Origin of the sequence: Nonomuraea sp. NPDC005692 (assembly GCF_040631115.1) — a bacterium.
Classification (GTDB): Bacteria; Actinomycetota; Actinomycetes; order Streptosporangiales; family Streptosporangiaceae; genus Nonomuraea.
In genome coordinates, this window is sequence record NZ_JBEXYU010000056.1 from 1 (window position 1) to 18151 (window position 18151).

The 18151-nt window shown below is 70.8% G+C and carries 17 protein-coding genes; 6 read left to right on the forward strand and 11 right to left on the reverse strand.

Annotated elements, in window-relative coordinates; translation table 11 throughout:
• Nucleotides 1–229: 229 nt before the first annotated feature.
• The 7 genes from ABZ459_RS50770 to ABZ459_RS50800 all read right to left on the reverse strand — a co-directional run bounded on the left by ABZ459_RS50770 (nt 230) and on the right by ABZ459_RS50800 (nt 8572).
• Complete coding sequence (locus ABZ459_RS50770) at nt 230–1042, reverse strand: hypothetical protein (RefSeq protein ID WP_357988137.1); 813 nt, start codon at nt 1040–1042, stop codon at nt 230–232.
• A gap of 265 nt (nt 1043–1307) precedes the next feature.
• Nucleotides 1308–2828: a pentapeptide repeat-containing protein gene (locus ABZ459_RS50775; protein ID WP_357988140.1), complete on the reverse strand. Its 1521-nt coding sequence runs from the start codon at nt 2826–2828 to the stop codon at nt 1308–1310.
• Complete coding sequence (locus ABZ459_RS50780) at nt 2825–3133, reverse strand: site-specific integrase (RefSeq protein ID WP_357988143.1); 309 nt, start codon at nt 3131–3133, stop codon at nt 2825–2827. The genes ABZ459_RS50775 and ABZ459_RS50780 overlap by 4 nt, the downstream gene beginning before the upstream one ends.
• A 680-nt stretch (nt 3134–3813) precedes the next feature.
• Nucleotides 3814–4053, reverse strand: coding sequence for a cold shock domain-containing protein (locus ABZ459_RS50785; RefSeq protein WP_357988146.1), 240 nt, complete (start codon nt 4051–4053; stop codon nt 3814–3816).
• 606 nt (nt 4054–4659) lie between these two features.
• Nucleotides 4660–4845: a hypothetical protein gene (locus ABZ459_RS50790; protein ID WP_357988149.1), complete on the reverse strand. Its 186-nt coding sequence runs from the start codon at nt 4843–4845 to the stop codon at nt 4660–4662.
• A 533-nt stretch (nt 4846–5378) separates the two neighbouring features.
• Complete coding sequence (locus tag ABZ459_RS50795; RefSeq protein ID WP_357988152.1) at nt 5379–7865, reverse strand: ABC transporter permease; 2487 nt, start codon at nt 7863–7865, stop codon at nt 5379–5381.
• Entirely contained in the window at nt 7862–8572 is a 711-nt protein-coding gene (locus ABZ459_RS50800) for an ABC transporter ATP-binding protein (RefSeq protein WP_357988155.1), read from the reverse strand. The genes ABZ459_RS50795 and ABZ459_RS50800 overlap by 4 nt, the downstream gene beginning before the upstream one ends.
• Before the next feature lie 130 nt (nt 8573–8702).
• Here ABZ459_RS50800 and ABZ459_RS50805 point away from each other — a divergent pair, with 130 nt between their 5' ends.
• A complete protein-coding gene (locus ABZ459_RS50805) occupies nt 8703–9914 on the forward strand; it encodes a sensor domain-containing protein (RefSeq protein ID WP_357988158.1) in 1212 nt (403 codons plus the stop codon).
• Nucleotides 9902–10546 (forward strand): response regulator transcription factor, encoded by a 645-nt coding sequence (locus ABZ459_RS50810; protein WP_357988161.1) that lies wholly within the window; start codon nt 9902–9904, stop codon nt 10544–10546. Before ABZ459_RS50805 ends, ABZ459_RS50810 begins: the two co-directional genes overlap by 13 nt.
• 16 nt (nt 10547–10562) lie before the next feature.
• Here the strand turns inward: ABZ459_RS50810 and ABZ459_RS50815 are convergent, their stop codons facing one another.
• The 4 genes from ABZ459_RS50815 to ABZ459_RS50830 form a co-directional block, all read right to left on the reverse strand.
• On the reverse strand, nt 10563–11732 hold the full coding sequence (locus tag ABZ459_RS50815; protein WP_357988164.1) for a serine hydrolase domain-containing protein: 1170 nt from the start codon (nt 11730–11732) through the stop codon (nt 10563–10565).
• Nucleotides 11733–11867: 135 nt separating this feature from the next.
• Entirely contained in the window at nt 11868–12050 is a 183-nt protein-coding gene (locus ABZ459_RS50820; protein WP_357988167.1) for a hypothetical protein, read from the reverse strand.
• Nucleotides 12051–12306: 256 nt separating this feature from the next.
• Nucleotides 12307–12507 (reverse strand): hypothetical protein, encoded by a 201-nt coding sequence (locus ABZ459_RS50825; protein WP_357988171.1) that lies wholly within the window; start codon nt 12505–12507, stop codon nt 12307–12309.
• A gap of 283 nt (nt 12508–12790) precedes the next feature.
• Entirely contained in the window at nt 12791–13117 is a 327-nt protein-coding gene (locus tag ABZ459_RS50830; protein ID WP_357988174.1) for a hypothetical protein, read from the reverse strand.
• A gap of 593 nt (nt 13118–13710) precedes the next feature.
• On the opposite strand from ABZ459_RS50830, the gene ABZ459_RS50835 reads away from it, so the two are divergent.
• From ABZ459_RS50835 to ABZ459_RS50850, 4 genes are all read left to right on the forward strand, one after another.
• A complete protein-coding gene (locus tag ABZ459_RS50835) occupies nt 13711–14079 on the forward strand; it encodes a hypothetical protein (RefSeq protein WP_357988177.1) in 369 nt (122 codons plus the stop codon).
• A gap of 169 nt (nt 14080–14248) precedes the next feature.
• Nucleotides 14249–15499, forward strand: coding sequence for a sensor histidine kinase (locus ABZ459_RS50840; RefSeq protein WP_357988180.1), 1251 nt, complete (start codon nt 14249–14251; stop codon nt 15497–15499).
• Nucleotides 15496–16146 (forward strand): response regulator transcription factor, encoded by a 651-nt coding sequence (locus ABZ459_RS50845; RefSeq protein WP_357988184.1) that lies wholly within the window; start codon nt 15496–15498, stop codon nt 16144–16146. Before ABZ459_RS50840 ends, ABZ459_RS50845 begins: the two co-directional genes overlap by 4 nt.
• Before the next feature lie 753 nt (nt 16147–16899).
• Nucleotides 16900–18015 (forward strand): hypothetical protein, encoded by a 1116-nt coding sequence (locus tag ABZ459_RS50850; protein WP_357988187.1) that lies wholly within the window; start codon nt 16900–16902, stop codon nt 18013–18015.
• Nucleotides 18016–18151: the final 136 nt, after the last annotated feature.

Here is an 18151-nt window from a genome sequence, read left to right on the forward strand (position 1 = left end):
ATCCAGTCCCGTAACCCACTCCCGCAGATCAGCAGCGGTTAAGTCATCTGGCATGTTTACACGCTACAGATCTCAAAGCCTCGCTGTAGTACTAGGACGCTGGTCAACAGCCGCCCATCGTCATGCCGTGCGCTGGTCGCTGATGCGCTGGAGTGTTCGGTGGGCGCAGGTCACCGAGGCATGTAGTGGTGGAGGTTATGCGCCCAGGCCGGCGGCGAGACGGGCCGCGCTATCCCGCCTCGCCCTGTGACGCCTGCTCGATCGCCATATGGGGCTCGCACGGCAGGTTGGCCACGCCCCCCGTGAAGAGGAGCGCGTGAAGGTCAGCGGGCCTGCGCTGAAGGTCCGGTCGTGCCTGAAGAATACGCACTTCGGCAGGGGTCAGTTCTATGCCGTAGGGGATGCCGTCAACCCGTAGGGCAAGGAGGTTCCCCAGGAGGATGAGGCCGTTTTCGACGTCGCCGATGGAGTTCAGCATGACCTGAAGCGCTTCGGCGTTGGTCTTGTTGATCGACGCCTGGGTCTCCCCGTAGACCTTGTTCTTGATGGCCGCTGCCCCGTACTCGCCAGCCCCGTTCGCGAGCTCCGGTCTGGCCTCACGCTTGAAGACCGCCACGAAGGCTTGCCAGACGCTGCCCCGGACGATCGGCGTGGAGTCGCGGATCTCCCCACCAAGCTCGCGGATCGCCTTCTTGACCTGGTCTAGTGCGGCGTCGTCGTCCCGTGACTCCAGATAGACGATGACGAGCGGCAAGGCCTCGTCTGAGGAGCTAAAGATGGGGGCCACCAACCGGCTCCTCAGCTGCTTGATCAGCTTCCTGAGCTGGCTGTCGGAAGGTGCTGGTGAGCCCTGCACCGGGGGGATCCTCGACACGCGACTGAGGTCAGGACCTGTGTGCCGCTTGACGACTTCCTTGTATGCATGGAAGTCGTCGGACCCGTTGTAGCTAAGGTCCAGGTGTCCCAGGCACGGGTCCCGATCTTCTGGAAGGGCGAGCAGGGGCCAATTCTCTTGCGAATCTTCAGGGGGCAGTTTGCCCATGACAGCCTCCAACAGCGTGGGAAGTGGCCCGTGCCCCTGCTACGTGGAATCTTCGCCTGCGCCGGGCTCTGCGGGGGAACTACTCGGCAAGCGTAGCCGCTTGACCGCGGCTCGGCGGGTGGCTTTCGGCCGCCGGCCGTAGCAGGCGGTCGTAGTGGTGGAGGCGTGACCGGCGAGGGCTTGGGCGGTTAGGGCCTGTCCACGATCTCGTCATCCTCGGTCGGCAGGAGAACATGGCCCTGAGGATCGAGCACGACCTCGACCGTCACTTCTCCTTAAGGTATTCATCGCGCGATAACGGCCCGAACCGTGTCTGGTCGTCAACGGTTGCAGCCGCGCGTATGTCTTTCTCTACGATGCCCTCAATACCGCGCAGGTCCGTGCCCCGTAGATCAGCTTTGTACAGGTTGGCTCCGCTCAGGTCCGCACGGCCTAGATTGGCTCCGCGCAGGTCTGCGCTGGTCAGGTCTGCGCCCTGTAGGCCCGAGCCGCGCAGTTCCACTCCGCGCAGGTCCGCGTTGGCCAGCTTCGTGCCGCGCAGGTGCGCTCCGCGCAGGTTCGCTCCGCGCAGGTTCGCTGCGCTCAGCATCGCTCCGCGCAGGTTCGCCCCGGACAGGTCCGCGCCGTGCAGATCCGTGTACGGCATGGTCGCGTCACTCAGGTTCGCGATGGCAAGATTCGCGCCGCTGAGGTTCGCATATATCGTGAACGCTCCGCGCAGGTTCGCTTTAGTCAGCTCTGCCCTCCGCAGGTCCGCCCTGAACAGGTACGAGCGACTCAGGTTCGCGCCATACAGGTCCGCGTGACGCAGGTCAGCCTCGCCCAGGAGGACGTGCGACAAGTGTTCGGCTCCAAACTCTGTGGCAGGGAAGCGCACTTGAGTGAAGTCAAGGGCAGTTTCGCTGCCGCGTGCCAGATCGACGGCGACGGTGAGTGCTGCGGCCACGTCCGCCTCTGGCCTAGAACGCGATAACTTGACCAGCTTGTCCAAGCTCTTGACGGTACAGGACGGGGGGAGTTTTTTCTGGTCAGCCGGAAGGGCGCAGACATCATGGCCACGGACGTAGGCAGACAGTACGCTGCGCACGGTGTCTCTGTCGCGTGGAGAGTCGCCGACGAGGCGCTGGAGTGCGTAGATGCCGCCCAGACGCACGTCCTGTTTCTCTGAGCCGAGCTGTTCGACGGCCTTCGTGTAGCGGTCGGTGATCTGACTTTGCTGTGCTGTCTCTACCGTGCGGGCGGTGTACCAGAGGCCGAGGGCGGTGAAGGCTACGCCGCCGATGACGACGAGGCCGGTGGCAGCCTGGATCAGGGTGTGGCGGGCGGCGTTGAGCGCTTCGATGCGCTCGGTGACGGTCATCTGCTTGCGTTCGGTCTCGGTGATCGGGGTGCGTTCGCCGGACAAGTAGCGGGCGGCGGGGCCGATCAGGAGCGCGATGACCAGGCAGATGGTGGCGCCCGCTGCCAGGGTGCCGAGGGTCCAGCGCGTCCAGGCCAGCAGCAGGGGGTTGAGGGCGGCCCAGGTTGCGGCTGCGATGCTGGCGAGGAGGAGGACGAGGCCGAGCGTTCGCAGCAGTCGTCTGCGTCGTAGCGGAGGCGGGGACGTGGCCGGTGGCGGGGGTTGCGCGGGTTCGGGGGCGGGGGCTGGCGGAGGGCTGGGCGTTGAGGTTCGGGCGGAGGCGAGGGCCGCGCCCGCCGCGCCCGCCGCAGCGGACGCAAGGATCGCGGCCAGCGCTAAGGCTGTGCGGGCCCCCCAGGAAGAATCTGCACGATTGCGGTAGCTCACTGGTCAGCTCCTGGCTGTGGGGGCCGGTTGGGCAAGCGTAGCCGTTTGACCGCGGCACGGCGGGTGGCTTTCGGCCGCCGGTCGTAGCGGGCAGTCGTGGTCGGTGAGGCGTGCCCGGCGAGGGCCTGCGCGGTGGCCAGGTCCACGCCGGCGTCGAGCAGGTCGCCGATGAACGTGCGCCGGAAGTCGTGCGGCGCGACCTTCTTCCCGGCGATCGTGGGCTCGCTCTGGGCGGCCTGTTCGAAGCGTTTGAGCAGTATCTTGCGCAGGGCCTGCCCGGTCATGTGGGCGGGCCGGCCGTCCACTCAGTCCCGACCAGACAAGCCCGAGTAGCAACACCCATCACCCCAGCATCGCCGCTGCAGCCATCGCCACCGCGAAGCCCGAGGCGAGTCTCCACAGCGCTGAGGTTCCCAGGAGACGGTGAGCGGCCGATGAGCTTCCGTTCGCGCGGTGATCGCCTCGGAGCCGAACGAGACTACAGCGACCGTCAGCATGACCGCCGCAGCCCAGAGGTTATTGCGCTCGGGACACCCACATCGCGATCACCGACGTCGCGAACGCCCCCGACCCCACTCATGATCCGTGCAGATCACCGGTGCACAGCCGCCCCTTGGAGGTATGCAAGCCATCGCATGCCCCGCCAGAACACGGGCGGCGTCGGCAGGGGTAGAGCCCCGAATCGTGCGACGGTCTGGCGTGCGGGCTGGACCCTCTCCGTGACGATCTGCCGCCCCGCGGTGCGCGTCCGGGGAGCCACCATGACGAAGGCGCGGTCGCGTACTGGCGCAGCCAGGAAGCGACGAGCCTGCTCACCACCACCTCGACATCGGCTACGCGCTCGTCATGGCACCCACGGACGTGAGCAACACCCAGGAGTCCGTGGCGCGGCGCGCGGCGTAGTACTCGCCACCCGCGTCTCTGGTCGGCCTGTGATGACTGGAGAGGCTTGATTCGCCCGCTGGCCGTCGCCACTCGTCCTCCCCTACAGGAGGCGGACGTTCTCGGCCACGTAATCGAAGCTGTCCTGTGACCGTTTGACGACGTCGAATTCGACCTCGTCACCTGCCTCCAGAACGCGACGCCCACTCGCCGCGATATCGCTGAAGTGCACAAACGCATCACGATCTGCCGGAAGGTCAGGAGAAGAGATCGCTCCCCAACCCTTCTCAGGCAGAAAGAACTTCACCGTGCCTCTAGTCATGATCGTACTCTCGCTGTCCATCTCTGAGGTCATCCTTTCGGAGGGACCGGATGACGGGCTGGTGATTCCCCACCATCAGCAAAGTGCGGCGGGCACTGCCGCACGATGCCATCACGGTGGGCGGCCTGCAAGGCGGCCTGCCCGGTCTCAGACACCCGGTACCGCATGGGGTAGCTGCCGGGGACGGGCATCTCCCAGCGGCCCCTGTCCACCAGGGTGCTCCACCAGGCGCAGCCCGGGTCGGGAACCCCGTGGTAGGGCTGCCGGTCCGGAACGACTTCGATCTGCGGGGATCGAGCGGCCGGCCGGTGTGTTCGTCGAAGAAGCGGCCACGGATCCACAGGCTCAGATGTCCGTCGTCGATGTCGGCCAGCGTGCGGATCAGGGCCATTTCGGCACGGCTCCGTGAGCCGTCGTCGTGGCCCGCCTGGTGCGCGGCCGCCGTGTGCGTGTCCCGGGCCCGGCACGCGGGGCAGCACCGCTCGAAGGTCAGCCGTCGCTGCTCGGTGCAGGCATCCAGCGCTTCGCCGCAGACCTGACAGGGCGCGAGGTCGGTGTCAGGCACGTTCACCTTCTCTTCAAGATGTCCATGGAGACTTGTCGTTCCGAGCGGATGCCAGCGCGAACTCAGGCTTCGGCATCGGGCTGGTCTCGCCCGCGCACCGTGTCCAGGACGTTGTCCATGCGCTGGAAGCGCACCCATTCCTGGGCTCCCGGCTCGAACAGGTGGCGGGGCATCCATTCCACGTCGCAGTGCGCGCATTCGGGCATCGTGGCCCGCCGCGGCTGGCCGTCCGGCGTGGATACGGTCATGGTTCGGGAGGTGAGGGGCTGCAGGCACTCGGGGCAGAACCCTTCGGCCACGCTCGGCTGGGCACGCGACCAGTGGTCGGGCCCGGGATTCTCGGTGTAGGGGCACGGGGGACGTCCTTTACGTCAAGACTCATGCGACTGTGCCGCAGCTGCCGCCGCGGTGTCGGTGAACAGGGGAGCGGGTGCCGCCCCCACAGGCGGTGGCTCGCCGGCCCTGGCTGCTGCCAGAGCGGGTTCCTGTTGCCCGGAGTCCGCCGGGCAGCTGGAGTCGTGGCTGGGCAGATCGTGTGGCTGCGCGCGGCCGGGGTCTGCGGTGGGGGCGTCGGCGGCCCGGCCGGGGTCGGGAGAAGGTTGCCGGGTGAGCAGTTCGGCGAGCCGATGCACGGCATGCTTGTCCATCTGAGGTTCCCGCTCAGATGGTCAGGGCCACGTTGATCACGACGGCGACGACGACGATCGCCAGCAGGGTCCAGGGCCACTGCCGCCTCTGCTTCGGCGGCGTCCAGCGGGGTTCGGTCATGTCGATCTCCTTGTCAGGTGCGGCCGTTGAGGGCCTGGACGGGACGCGTTCGCAGGGCGATCCGCGCGGGGACGAGCACCGACAGCACGCCGAGCGCCGAGGTGGCGCCGACCACTGCCAGGTAGGTCACGGGCTGGACGGTGGGCAACGGCAGCCCGGTCAGGCCGTAGGCGATCATCGTCAGCGGCAGGAGCGGCGCGGCGGTCCCGATGCCGACCGCGAGCAGGACGGTCAGCACCGACTCGGCGCGCAGCATCCGCATGACCTGGCCGTGGTCGCCCCCGACCAGGCGGAGCAGCGCGAACTCCCTGGTCCGCTCGGTGACCGCCAGGATCAGGGCGTTGGCCACCGACACCGCCAGATAGCCGAAGACCAGCAGCAGTGGAAGCAGCCCGCCGAGCATCGCGGCGGCCTCGCCCTCCTCCTGGGCAGCCCGCATGGCCGCGCCGTCGCTGACCACCAGCCCCGGATGCGCCCGTACGAGCGCGCCCAGATCGGCCGACGGGCCGGCGCGCACGAGGACGGCGTCATCACGGCTCGCCGGCACCACCGCGCGCGGCAGCGTGAGATCGCCGAAGCCCGAGCCGCGGCGGTAGATCGCCACCACTTGTGGCCGGTACGGCGTTCCGTCCCCCAGGTACAGGGTGAGCGTCGAACCGACCTTCGCCGACAGCGTGCCCGCGGCGGCCCGGCTGATCGCCACCGTGCCCGGACGCAGCCCGGCCAGCGACCCGGCCTCCACCCCCAGGTCGACAGTGCCGGCGAGCCCCGCCGGATCGACGGCCTGCGCCTGGTAGTCGAGCACCTCCGGGCTGTCGAGCAGGCGGATCGCGGCGTAGACGCGGGTGCGCACGATCGGCGTGACCGCCCGTACCTCGGGCAGTCCGGCGGCATCCGCGCGCACGCCGGGCGGCAGGCCCCACTCACCGCCGGTGAGGGTGTGCGTGGCCAGTGTGCCCCCTTCCAGATCGCGCCGGGCCGCGGCGGCGGTCGTGGCCGGCAGGCCGATCTGCAGGAGCGCGAAGCCGATCGCGAGAACCATGGGCGAGACCGTCGCGGCCAGCCGCCGTGAGTGGGCGAGGCTGTTGGCCACGGCCAGATGGCCCGCCGCCCCGTACCTCCGGCGCAGCCGTCCGGCGAGCATCCTGGTTCCCAGCCGCACGATGGGCGGTCCGAGCACGCTCAACGCGATGATCATGATCAGGCCGCGGCCGGCCGCGAGCGCCACCGCGTACACGCTGTTCCACCACAGCGGCACCAAAGACGCGGCGACACCGATGATCAGCAGCAGCACGCCCGAGGCGAGCCGGACCGCCGGCAACCGGGCCGGCTCCACCGACACCTCGGTCAGCGCCTGCGCGGGCAGCGGCCGCAGCACCCGGCGTCCGACCGCCCAGGCGGCGGCCTGCGAGACGAGCAGGCAGGCGGCGACCGCGGCCAGCATCGGGACCGGCCCCACGGAGATCTCGAAGTCATCGGGCGTCAGGCCCACCAGACGCAGCGCGTCGAGGAGCAGCGCAGCCAGCAGCCCGCCGGGCAGACACCCGAACAGGCCCGCGAGCAGCGCGACGGCGGCGGTCTCGGCGGCGATCATCCTGGTGACGTGCCGCGAGCTCGCGCCGACCGCCCGCAGCAGCGCGAGTTGGCGGCGCCTGCGGTGGGCGGTGAGCGAGAGCGCGCCGGTCAGCACCAGCCCGGCGATCACGACCACGCTGCCGATCAGCGAGGCGGCCAGCTCCTGGAGGTCGGAGCGCGCCTTCCGCACGTCGCCGAACTCGGCCCGGCCGCGCGCCTCTCCCGTGGCGATGGTGACGGAGTCGCCGAGCGCCTCCTTGAGACGCCCGGCCAGTTCCTCCGGGTCGCTGCCGGGCCGGGCCAGCACGCCGATGGCGTCGAGCGTCCGCGGCCCGCCGTACAGGCGGATGGCCTCCTCGTCGGGGAAGAGCACCAGCGGGCGGCGCAGGCCGCCGCGGACGACACCGGCCACGCGGTAGGCGGCGGCGGGAGCCGTACCGGCGACGACGGTGACGCGATCGCCCGGCCGCAGCCCGGCGGAGGCGTCCACGACGACCTGGCCGGGGCCGGGGGCGTGCCCGGCGGCGAGGGTGAACGGGGCCAGCGGCGCGGTGGACCAGCCGTGCCCGGTGGCGGCCGGCGAGCCGCCGCCGCTGACGAGATCGACCGGGAAGCCCCGGTCGGGGACGGCGGCGCGCACGCCCGGCACCGCGGCCACCCGTTCGAGCAGGGCGCTCGGCAGAGTCGTGGGCTCGGTCAGCGGCTCGGTCTCGCTCTCCCCGCCGATCGTCACCCGTACCGAGTCGGGGCCGCTCACCACGACGTCGGCGGCGGCGTACCGCTCGGCCTGGACCCCGGCGGCCAGGCCCGACTGCAGGATCAGCCCGCAGGCGGTCAGCAGCGCCGAGGCGGCGAACAGGGCGGCGAACGCGCCGGCCAGGCCCGCCTTGTCGGCTTTGAGGAGCTTCCAGATCAGGTCGGTCATGACGCGCCCAGTTGCGTCATGCGCTCGGCCACCCGCTCCGGCGTGGGCCGCAGCGCCTGGCCCGCCAGCCGCCCGTCGGCGAGGAAGACCACGCGGTGGGCGTAGGAGGCGGCGACCGGGTCGTGGGTGACCATGACGAGGGTCTGTCCGGCCTCGTCCACCAGTTCGCGCAGCAACGTCAGCACCTCGCGGGCGGTCCGCGTGTCCAGCGCGCCGGTGGGCTCGTCGGCGAAGACCACCTCGGGATCGGTGATCAGCGCCCTGGCCAGCGCCACCCGCTGCTGCTGGCCGCCGGACAGCTCGGCCGGGCGGTGGCCCAGCCGCGCGCCGAGCCCCACCCTGGACGCGATGGCCATGAGCCTCGCCTCGTCCACCGGGCGGCCGGCCAGGCGCAGCGGCAGGGTGATGTTGTCGGCGACGTCGAGCGCCTGCAGCAGGTTGTAGGCCTGGAAGACGAAGCCGATCCGCTCCCGGCGCAGCGCGGCCAGGGCCGGCTCGTCCAGCGCCGTCACCTCCACGCCGCCCAGGAGCACCCGGCCGGAGCTCGGTGTGTCGAGCCCGGCCGCGCAGTGCAGCAACGTGCTCTTGCCCGAGCCCGAGGGGCCCATCATCGCGACGAACTCGCCGTCGGCGATCTCCAGCGTGACCCCGTCGAGCGCGGTCACCTTCCCGTATGTCTTGTGGAGCTCCTCCACCCGAACCGCCAACGCAGCCCCCCATCGATCTCTCCTGGACCGCACCAAACGTAGGAGCGAGGGGTGAGGGGGCGACATCCCACCGATGGGCGTCTTGATGGTGGTGCGGGCACCACCATGCAGAATGTGCAGAATGTCGGCCATGAACGTCCTGACGACCACGCGGAACGCCGCGCTCTTCCTGTTGCGCGGGTCCGGCGCGGCGCTGCTCGCGCTGCCGCTGTTCTGGCTGGTCGTCTGCGTCGTGCTGCTGAGCCTGGCGGGGGTCGGCCTGCCCCTGATCCCGCCGGTGACGCGTCTGGTCAGGCGGTTGTCCGGGTGGCAGCGCCGCCGTCTGGGGGTGCCGGCTCCGCCGTACCTGCCGTTGGAGGGGCCACTGCCGGTACGCGTGCGCGCGGCCGTGGGCGACCCCGCCACACCGCGGGAGGTGCTCTGGCTCCTCGCGCACGGCCTCACCGGCATCGTGCTCGGCTTCCTGGCGCTCGGCCTGCCCCTGGCCGCGCTCAACGCGGCCACCCTGCCGCTGTGGTGGCGGCTCACGCCGGGCAGCCCGCCGTCGGTGCTCGGCTACGCCATCGACTCCTGGCCGCTGGCGCTGACCGGCCCGTTCGTCGCCGCGGGCTATCTGGGCGTGGCCTGCCTGGTCCTGCCGGCCGCCGCCGCCCTGTCCGGACGGCTCAGCCGCCGCCTGCTCGAACCCGTGGGCCGGGTACGGCTGGCGCAGCAGGTGGCGATGCTGACCGCGGCCAGGGCCTCGGCGCTCGAAGCCCACGCGCAGGAGCTCAGGCGCATCGAGCGCACGCTCCACGACGGCACGCAGAACCGCCTGGTCGCCGTCGTCATGCACCTCGGCATGCTCGAACGTGCCCTGACCGCCGCTCCCGACGGCACCCGGCAGCTGGCCGTACGCGCCCAGGAGGCCGCCTCCGACGCCCTGGTCAACCTGCGTGACGCCATCCGGGCCATCCATCCGCCCGTCCTCACCGAACACGGGCTCGACGGCGCGCTCACCGCGCTGGCCGCGCGCAGCCCCGTCCCCTGCGCCGTCGAGACCGCCGGCTTCCCCCGCCTGCCCGCGGCCGTCGAGGCGGCCGCCTACTTCACCGTCGCCGAAGCGCTCACCAACGTCGCCAAGCACAGCCGCGCCGGCAAGGCGGCGGTGCGCGTGCACCTGGACGGCGGCCTGCTGACCGTGGAGATCGAGGACGACGGCGTGGGCGGCGCCGAGAGCGGCGCCGGCAGCGGCCTGACCGGAATCGACCACCGAGCCGCCGCCTTCGGCGGCCGGAGCACCCTGACGAGCCCGCCCGGCGGGCCGACCCTGTTGAAAGTGGAGTTGCCATGCGGGTTGTGATCGCCGAGGACGACGCGCTGCTGCGCGAGGGGCTGGCGCTGCTGCTGGCCGCCGAGGGCGTCGAGGTGCCGGCCGCCGTCGACAACGCCGCCGACCTGCTCGCCGCCGTCGCGGCCGAGGAGCCCGACGCGCTGATCGTGGACGTGCGGCTGCCGCCGGACTTCCGCGACGAGGGCCTGCGTGCGGCGATCGAGGCCAGGCGGGCCCGGCCCGGGCTGCCCGTGCTGGTGCTGTCCTCCTACGTCGAGGACACCTACGCCTCCGCCCTGCTCAGCGAGGGTGGCGTGGGCGTCGGCTACCTGTTGAAGGAGCGCGTCGGCAAGGTGCAGTCCTTCCTGGACGCGTTGTACCGGGTGGCCGGGGGCGGGACCGCGATCGACCCGGAGGTGATCGCCCAGCTCCTGGTCCGCCGCCGGGCCGGCGATCCCCTCCACGCATTGACCGCCCGCGAGCGGGAGGTGCTCGCGCTCATGGCCGAGGGCTTGTCCAACACCGACCTCAGCGAGCGGCTGGTGATCAGCGAGGGGGCGGTCAACAAGCACATCAGGAACATCTTCGCCAAGCTCGGCCTGCAGCCCTCCGAGAGCGGCCACCGCAGGGTCCTGGCCGTGCTCGCCCACCTCAGGGCCTGACCCGGGGCCTTGCCGCTCAGCGGGTTCCCGGCCGTCCTCCGGCGCAGAGGGCGGTGTCGAGGGCGGAGTCGAGGTGCTTGTCGGCCTCTGCCGTCAGGGCCTTCTCGGTCGCGACGACGGTGGCTGACCGGCCGTCCTCGGTGATGCCGTCGCGGGTCGAGTACCCGCCGACGTCACCAGGGTGCCCCCAGGCGAGGCCGCCGCAGCTCAGCGCGATCTTCGTCAGCCCGAGGCCGTACCCCCACCCGCGTGGGGCCCCGGGCACCGGGACGGTCTGCTTCATCTGCTCCAGCATGGCCGGCTTGAGGAGTCTGCCGCCCAGCAGCGCGCCCAGGAACCGGTTGACGTCCCGCGGTGTGCTGACCAGCTGCCCGGCTGCCCATCCGCGCGACGGATCCATCTCCGACACGTCCACCGGCTCGCCACCGGGCCTGCCGGTCCTGGACTTGTAGGCCCTGGGGTGGGCGCCCCGGATCCGCTGCTCGCCGGCATGAGGCCAGTAGGTGTCATCGAGCCCCAGCGGCCTGATGATCCGGTCGGTGATCTGCACGCCGATCGGCCGGCCGGTGACCTTCTGCACCAGCAGGCCGAGCAGGACGTACCCGGTGTTGCTGTAGCTCCAGCCGTTGCCGGGACCGAACTGCGGCTTGCGGGTCAGAGCCAGATCGACCAGGTCCCTGGGCTCGAAGTAGCGGTGCCGGGTCTCGAAGAACGTTCCCGCGATGGCCCTGCCGTGCTCCGGCAGGCCCGAGGTGTGCTGGAGCAACTGGCGGACGGTGATCAGGCGGCCGTCGTTTCCCTTGCCGCGTACCAGCCTCGGCAGGTACGTCTCGACCGGTACGTCCAGCTCCACCTTGCCCTCGCCGGCCAGTTGCAGGACGACCGCGGCGGTGAAGGTCTTGGTGGCGCTGGCGATCCGTGCCTGCCCGTTGACCGGGACCTTCGCCCGCGTGGCCAGGTCGCTGACGCCTGCGGTGTAGTCCCGGCCGCCTCCGCCCGGTTCCCTCACCGCGGCCAGCGCGCCGGCGAACTCGCCGCCGCCGACCAGTTCGTCCAGCGCTTTTTGTACAAGGTCGCCCGGCTGGTTCGGCGGAGCGGCGTCGGCGGCCGCCGGGCTCACGGTGGCCAGCGCGAGGGCCAGGACCGCCGCGGCGCTGCGGAAGGTGAGGGCAGGATGCTGAGACACGGAAAACTCCCTTGACGGCGTGATTGCGATGTCACCAGCATGTCGGCGCGGCCGGCTCGCGATCGATCCCACACGTGGGTGTCTCCGCACTACAGCCAGCGCCACCACCGCCCCCGGAACCCGCCTTCTACCGCGTCAGGGCGCCCTCCCGCTCGGCCAGCCGCCGAGCTCCTGGGCGTCCGGGTCGCGCAGTGGGCGCAGGGCGCCGGCGGCCGGGGCTGAGGCGGCGAAGCTGTAGCGACCGAGCAGGTTCAGGTTGCAGTGCTTGAGCGGCGAGCCCCTGGCGATGTCGAAGACGTTGGAGCGCCGGGTCCGCACGCCCTCGTCACAGTCAGGGGGCCGTGCACGACCGTGACCGGAATCTTGCCCTGCGTTGCGAGCGTGGCATCAGCCAGGACCGCACGCTCGGCCAGTCGTGGGGTCCAATCCGGCTGCTCTGGCCTATCCGGTGGGGCACCGTCCTCGAGCGGGTCAGGCCGCTTGTTGGTAGTCATCTGGGAGATCTCCCTTCGTTCACGGGGATCACGCGGTAGCGGGGAGAAGATGATCGGCGTGGGTTCCCTGATGGGGGTGATCAGGGAAGTCCGGAGGAGATGGCCAGGATCGCGATGGCCAGAGCCCGCCCGTGGGCGGGTGAGTGCTCCGGGTCTCCGAGCCGGATCTGGCTGTCGTGGCAGTGGAGCACCACGGCGCCATCCGGGTGCCGGGCGACGGCCTCGATGCCGGCGTCGGGCAGCGCCACGCCGTGCACCCCATCGCCGAGGTCGTCGCTCAAATCGGTCAGCTCGGGCAGCGCCAGACCGGTGGCGGCCTGGGCGGCGGCAAGCTGGCCGCGCGCCTGCTGCAGCTCCTCTCGGGTGACCTGCAGGCGGGTCTCAGCGGCGGTGACCTGGGTGGCCGCTCGGCTCCAACTCCATGATCAACAGCGACGCCATGGACCCCGGCCGGCGGGACATGCCTCTGCCGCGGCGCTGCAGCCTGCGCCAGGCGCCATGGTGCTGCGGAGTACACGCGGCACGGCACGGCACCCGGCGGCCGCCCAGCCGCGCCGACTGGATTCACGGAGCTCGGGGGTGAACGCCATCATCACCGGCGACGGCATCCAGGCGTTTACCGTCCGGCGGAAGGACCCAGCTTCTACCGCAACGGTTCAGGCCGTCGAGTGGGCCGCCGTCTGGAACGCCAGCCAGGTCCACGACGTCCTGGCGGTCATGGGGATCGACGCGCTCAGCGCGATGGATCAGCTCAAGGCCATGGGTGTCAGCCAGATCGATCGTCTCCCGTGCGGAGACGGAGAACATGCGGCGGCCCGCGGGGACGGGGCCGTGACGAAGGGACAGCAGCACGCGCCCGCCCGGGACGAGCAAGCCGGCCAGTTTGGCCATCCCCGCCACTCTAAGCGGGATTCCTCCGCTCAGGCCCATGCCACGGGCCGCAAATCAGCTGCGAGTAAACCGGGGCCGCTCGATGCCGGCGAACCGAGCCCCGCCCTGCCTGGCCGCGCGTGGCCGCCACCTCCTCGGCCGACGGCCCAGGCACCGCGATGAGCAGTTCTACATCCTGCGGCGACAACCGCCAGGATGTGGCCTCGGGCAGAGGCTGGCGCGTAGGGTCGTAGAGCTGGCCGAATACCGGCCGGAAGGGCATCGTCATGTCTCGATTGAACCTCGGTCACACCCTCTCTCCGCCGCGGCGGTCAGAGCTCGGCCGACGGCACTCTGTCGCAGGTCTGGAGCCGCACCGACAATGCTGACCAGAAATGGACCTTGCCCGCATGAGCTGAGCGCTCACCGTCTTCGCGTCCGTGGCAGCCGTCTCGGCACGGAGTGCTCGGTGAGGGCGTGCTCCACCGATCGGTTGATCGGCTCCACCACCTGAACGGTCACCCGAATCCACCGCCCACTCGGAGGATCGGGCGATCCGCGCAGAGGGCCTCCGTTGCGACGCTGGATCCCGTCGGCGAGCACCAAGGACGGAGATGGTCGAGATGCGCAACATGGTGTGGCTGGTCAGAGGGTACGTCCTGGTCAGCGTGCTGACGCTGGTCACGATGGTCGTGTTCCGGAACGACGCGGCGATGGTCCCCGACTCGGTGTGGATCCGCGGCACGCTCGTCGCCGTCGCTTCGCTGGTCACATGGTTCTTCGCGGTACGCGGGGCCAAGGGTGCGCAGACGATGCTGCTGCGGCTGCGGATCGTCACCTCGATCATGCTCGTCGCGATCGTGGTGATCATCGCGTTGCCCGGCCTGTTCCCGCTCTGGTTCAAGCTGGAGCAGGGTGTCTGCGGCCTGCTCCTGCTGCCCGTGGTCGTCCAGCTCAACCGGCGGCCGGCGGACCGGCGCTGAAGGCGTCGATCGACGAGGCGGCGCAGGAGCGCGCCGACCCGAGGGCGCCGGACGGCTTCCAGCGGCGCGGGAGTCTCGACGGCGGCGGACGGCGCTTCCAGCGGCGCGGGGGTCTCGACGGCTGCGGCTAGATTGTTCTGGGAGCAGGTGAGCGATGGACAATTGGCGGATGGCCGCGCCGGCTGGCTGGGAGCGACGGCTCCTTCCCATGGTCACCGTGGTTCCGTACGTGCTGCTGGCCGTCATGGCCGCCCTGACGATCGTCGTCAAGCACGACCAGCCGGGCTCGCTCGCCCTCGACCTCGCGCTCTGCGCGGCAGCCACGGTGTGGAAGCTCGTGCTCTTCACGCTGCACCCGCAGTGGCGCGGGCGAGTCGGCGTGATGAGCGTGTTCATCGCGGGCCTGAACCTGTTCGGGCTGGTCATGGTCGTCCGCGATCCGTGGTTCGGCGTCTACACGCCCGCGCTGTACTTCTACGCCTTCCGGATCATCGGCTGGCCGCGTGAGCTGTACTTCATCGCGGGCGTCGCGGTGGTGGCGGGCACGGCGCAGTCGGCCGGCCTGGACGTCGGCACCTGGATGGGCCTGCTGGAGTATCTGGGAGTCCTGGCCGTCAACGTCGTGCCGATGTGCCTGATGGCCTGGCTCAGCGAGGTCGGCGCACGCTACTACGCGGCGCGGGAGGCGGCGCTGCGCGAGAGCAGGGCGGCCAACGCCCGGCTGGCCGCGGCCCTGGCCGAGAACGCGGCACTCCAGGAGCGGCTGGTCGAGCAGGCTCACGAGACCGGCGTCCTGGACGAGCGGGCCCGGATGGCGCGGGAGATCCACGACATCCTGGCCCAGGGCCTGACCGGCATCGTCACGCAGTTGCAGGCGGCCGAGCAGGCGGCCGACGACCCGTCCGCGTGGCGGCGGCACCACGCGGCGGCGACCGCGCTGGCCAGGGAGAGCCTCACCGAGGCGCGGCGCTCGGTGGACGAGCTGCGCCCCGAACCCCTGGAGTCCGGCCGTCTGGCCGACGCCGTCAGCGAGGTCGCGGCCAAGTGGTCGGCACGCCACGGCCTTCCGGTCCAGGTGGCCGTCACCGGCGAGACCCGGACGATGCCCCCGCAGGCCGAGGTCGCCCTGTTACGGGTCGCGCAGGAGGCGCTGGCCAACGTCTTCAAGCACGCGTCCACCGCCACCCGCGTCGGCCTCACCCTCTCCTATATGGATCGGCAGGTGGTGCTCGACGTCCGCGACGACGGCCCCGGCTTCGACCCGGACGTGCGCGCCGGTCACGACGGGGGCTTCGGGCTGGTGGCGATGCGGCAGCGGATCGAGGCGCTGTCGGGCGCGTTGCGAATCGAATCAGAGGTGGGCGGCGGGACCGGGATCTCGGCCTGTCTGCCCGCGGACACGCCGGAGGCAGGCACATGAGTGACGCCGTCAGGCTGCTCGTGGTCGACGACCACCCTGTCGTGCGTGACGGGCTGAGCAGCATGTTCGCCCGCGATCCCGAGTTCGTCGTGGTGGGGGAGGCGTCGGACGGGGCCGAGGCCGTCCGGCTGGCCGAGGCCCTCGCACCGGACGTCATCCTGATGGACCTGCGGATGGCGGGCATGGACGGCGTCACCGCGATTCGCGAGCTGGCCACGCGCGGCGTGCCGGCCCGGGTACTGGTGCTGACGACGTACGACACCGACAGCCACGTGCTGCCCGCGATCGAGGCGGGCGCCACCGGTTACCTGCTCAAGGACGCGCCGCGCGAGGAGCTCGTCCGTGCCGTACGCTCGGCCGCGCGCGGCGAGGTCGTGCTCTCGCCGTCGGTGGCCGCCCGCCTGGTGAGCCGGCTCCGCACCCCGGCGCCTTCGACCGGGCCGTTGAGCCAGCGCGAGCTGGAGGTGTTACGGCTGGTCGCGGCCGGCCACAGCAACCGCAAGGCGGCCGTCCGGCTGTTCATCACCGAGGCCACGGTCAAGACGCACCTGCTGAACATCTACGCGAAACTCGACGTCAACGACCGCGCGTCGGCGGTGGCGGAGGCGTACAACCGTGGCCTGCTGGGGACGCCCGAGCGCCCGTAGCCCTCGCCGCCCGGCCCGTTCGGCGAACCTGTTCGGCGAGTCCCGGCCTGGGGTGGTGGGAGCGGGTCACAGACGGATCAGGTCGGCGACCTCCGCGGGAAGGCCAGGCGACGTCATGACGTGGCCTGTGCCGGGCACGACGTGTAGCACCGCGTCCGGGATAGCGACGGCCCGCACCTCGCCGTGTCCGAGATGGTAGACGTGGTCCTGGTCGCCGTGCACGGTCGTGGCCGACGGGATAATCGACGATCGAGGGGAGCAGGTTGGGGGCGAATGACGATCAAGGTGTCAAGCATCAAGCGAGGCCAGAGTGTCACCCCTCAAGCAAGACAGGACAACGGCCGGTCGGCGCGGATTGCCGAATTGTTCTTGTGGGGATCAGGTAGGGCGGCTCTGCCTCAGCCCGGCCTGGTGAGGCTCACGGGTGCGGGGGACGGTCGAGGGCGTGGACCCCGAGCAGGAGCAGGAGAAGGTAAGGCCCGCGGGTGCGGCCCACGGGCCTACCCGCGGGAAGGTACGCAGTTGCTCGGCCTTGGCCGTCCGCTCCACGTGCAAGGGCCATAACGGCGATTGCCGACCGTCCCCCGTCAGACGGACTGTTTGGGTGTTGTAGCGCCGGCTGTCCCATCGGCCCTCCGCTCCCGAACATGGCCCCAGCCCCAAAGTAGGTTCTGATCGGCCCTCCGCTCACGAAGGCCCAGCAGGTTAGCGTGGGTGATCTTGAATATGACGCAAGCGTGCGATAATCCGCCGATGCCTTCACCCGTGGATGCCGTCGTCGTCGCCGAGATCGAGGATCTGCTCGCTGTCCCCGTCGTCCGCTTGGAGGAGCTGGACGGGCACCCCTGGGTGCTCCGCGCCAACCTCGCCGACGGCTCCCCTATCATCGTCAAGCGCCCGCGTCCCGGCGGCTACGGCCTGCGTTCCGCCGCGGAGTTGATGCGCTGCGAGCGCGCCGCGTTGGAGCTGCTCGACAAGGACTTGGGCCTCGCCCACCTGGGGCCGCGGCTGCTCGCGGCGGAACCCGACACCCAGATGCTGGTGATCGAGGACCTCGGCCCACGCACCGAGCTTGCCCGTCTGTTGCGCCACAACGGCCTCACCCCGGAGCTAGACGATCGGCTCACCGATTTCGCCGCCGCCGAGGGCGAGATCGCCGCCGCCTCCGCCGGCCGCGCCGCGGACTTCGCCACGCGCCGCGCCGAGCTGGGCACCCCGGCGCAGGAACTCGGCGACGGAGAGCACGCCTGGACCGGGCTGTGGCGCACCGCGCCCGAGCGGGCCGCGGAGTTCGGTGTCCCGATGCCGGACGCAGCGGAGCGCGACCTGCGGGCCGCTGGGGCCGAACTCGCCGAGCCCGGGCCGTTCCTGGCCTTCACCAACGGCGACCCCGAGGCGAATAACTATCTCACCATGCCAGACGGCGACGGTCGGTTGATCGACTTTGAGGGGGCGGGCTTCCGCCATGCGCTCACTGCCGCGGCCGGGTTCGCCGTCCCCGGCTCACTGTGGATGGCGGTCTGCGGGGAGCGCCAGATCGCTGCGTTCCGCACTGCCCTTGGGCGCGGCATCCCCGAAGCCGAGGACGACCGGCGGTTCGGGTTCGGCCTCGCCTCGGCGGCTGTGGTCTGGACGGCGATCCGCTCCAACGAACTGCGCAAGCGGGAAGCGCGCGAGCCCGGCGACGACTCCCGGATCCAGCTGGTGGCGGGCCTGGAAGCCGGGGCGCGCACCGCGGATGCCTACGGGGTCTTCCCCCACTTCGCCGCCTGGTGCCGGTCGACGGCCGAGGTGCTGCGCCGCTGCTGGCCCGACACCGACGTGGACACTGCGGCCATTGCGCCCTACACCTGGAGGTCGCGGCCCTAGCCAAGTGCACACGGGCCGAAGCCTTCGGTGTCCTCAAATGATGATTTACCGACACCCTCTGATCGGGTTCCGCAGCCCTCCCGGAAACCGGACATCGAGCGACGAACCGTGACGTCAGATGGCCGGTTTCGCACAC